Source organism: Mycobacterium sp. UM_Kg1 (assembly GCF_000972925.1).
Taxonomy (GTDB): Bacteria; Actinomycetota; Actinomycetes; order Mycobacteriales; family Mycobacteriaceae; genus Mycobacterium; species Mycobacterium hiberniae.
In genome coordinates this window covers 1-1268 of record NZ_JRMK01000308.1, presented here as the reverse complement: position 1 = coordinate 1268, position 1268 = coordinate 1, and the positions used below count along the sequence as shown (strand labels likewise).

At 67.0% G+C, this 1268-nt stretch carries 1 protein-coding gene and 1 pseudogene; one reads left to right on the top strand and one right to left on the bottom strand.

Annotated features, from left to right (window positions below):
• Nucleotides 1–555 (bottom strand): NAD(P)-binding protein (locus tag LI92_RS21250; protein WP_152665584.1); only part of this gene is annotated, 555 nt, incomplete at its 3' end.
• 268 nt (nt 556–823) lie between these two features.
• Between LI92_RS21250 and LI92_RS21245 the strand changes: the two are divergent.
• A pseudogene (locus LI92_RS21245) lies at nt 824–1268 on the top strand (PirG); the annotation flags it as partial.

The following is a 1268-nucleotide window of genomic DNA, read 5'->3' as shown; positions in this document are numbered from 1 at the left end:
GTAGCGCACCGGCAGCCGCGTGATGTTGGACGCCGGCAGTTCCTTGGGGTCGGTCTGCCACTGCTTGGCGGTGTAGTCCTTGACGAACGCCTCGTACAGCGGGCGGCCGATCAGGCTGATCGCCTTCTCCTCGAGGTTCTGCGCCTCGGCGGTGTCGATCTCCGCGGACTGCTCGGCGATCAGCGCCCGGGCCTCGTCGGGGGAGAAATACCGGCCGAAGAACTGCGACACCAGGCCCAGCCCCATCGGGAACTGGTAGGCCTGGCCGTTGTGCATGGCGAAGACCCGATGCTGGTAGCCGGTGAACTCGGTGAACTGCCGCACGTAGTCCCAGACCCGCTTATTAGAGGTATGGAACAGGTGCGCGCCGTACTTGTGGACTTCGATGCCGGTTTGCGGCTCCGCCTCGGAGTAGGCGTTGCCGCCGATGTGCGGACGCCTCTCGACGACGAGAACACGCTTGCCGAGCTGCGTGGCAACGCGCTCGGCGATGGTCAGGCCGAAGAAGCCGGAACCCACGACAAAGAGGTCAAAACGAGCGGTCATCGGCGCCAAGGGTAGCCGACCAGCGCCCGCCCGCATCGTCGGCGCCCCGCCGCCCCTGCTCGCAGCTCGACTTCGCCCGCCGATTCAGGCGCTCTCCGGCCCGGGCACGCCGGGGAACGGTTGATCGCAGTTTCCTCACGATTCGATCTCGTCACTCTTTTCACACAAGTCACACGCGTACCGTCAGTCACGTAGGGCAGATACAAGTGCAGTAAGCGCCACGACGGCCGCGGCAGAACCCGCAGGTTGACGGGCAACACACATTGAGGAGACTTCCGTGCCGAACCGACGTCGACGCAGGCTCTCGACAACCATGAGCGCAGTCGCCGCCCTGGCGGTCGCGAGTCCGTTCGCAGTTGTCGCTGTATCCGAGCTGGTCGCTCACAACAGCGCCCCTCAACACCACGACTTCGTCGCGGCCTCGTCCGTGGCCGACTTGCCCGGTGAGCTGATCACCGCTCTCTCGCAGGGCCTGTCCCAGTTCGGGGTCAACCTCCCGCCGGTGCCGGGCTTCACCAACGGCGCCGCCTCGACCGGGCTCTACCCGAGCACCACCGGGACCTATCCCGGCCTGACGTCGCCGGGACTGGGCACTCCGGGGCTCACCTCGCCGGGCCTGGTCACACCGGGGCTCACCGACCCGTCGCTGGGCGCGCCGGGCGTGTCGACCACCTCCGGCCTGACCACCCCCGGCCTGACCACGCCCTGTCTCTTATACACAT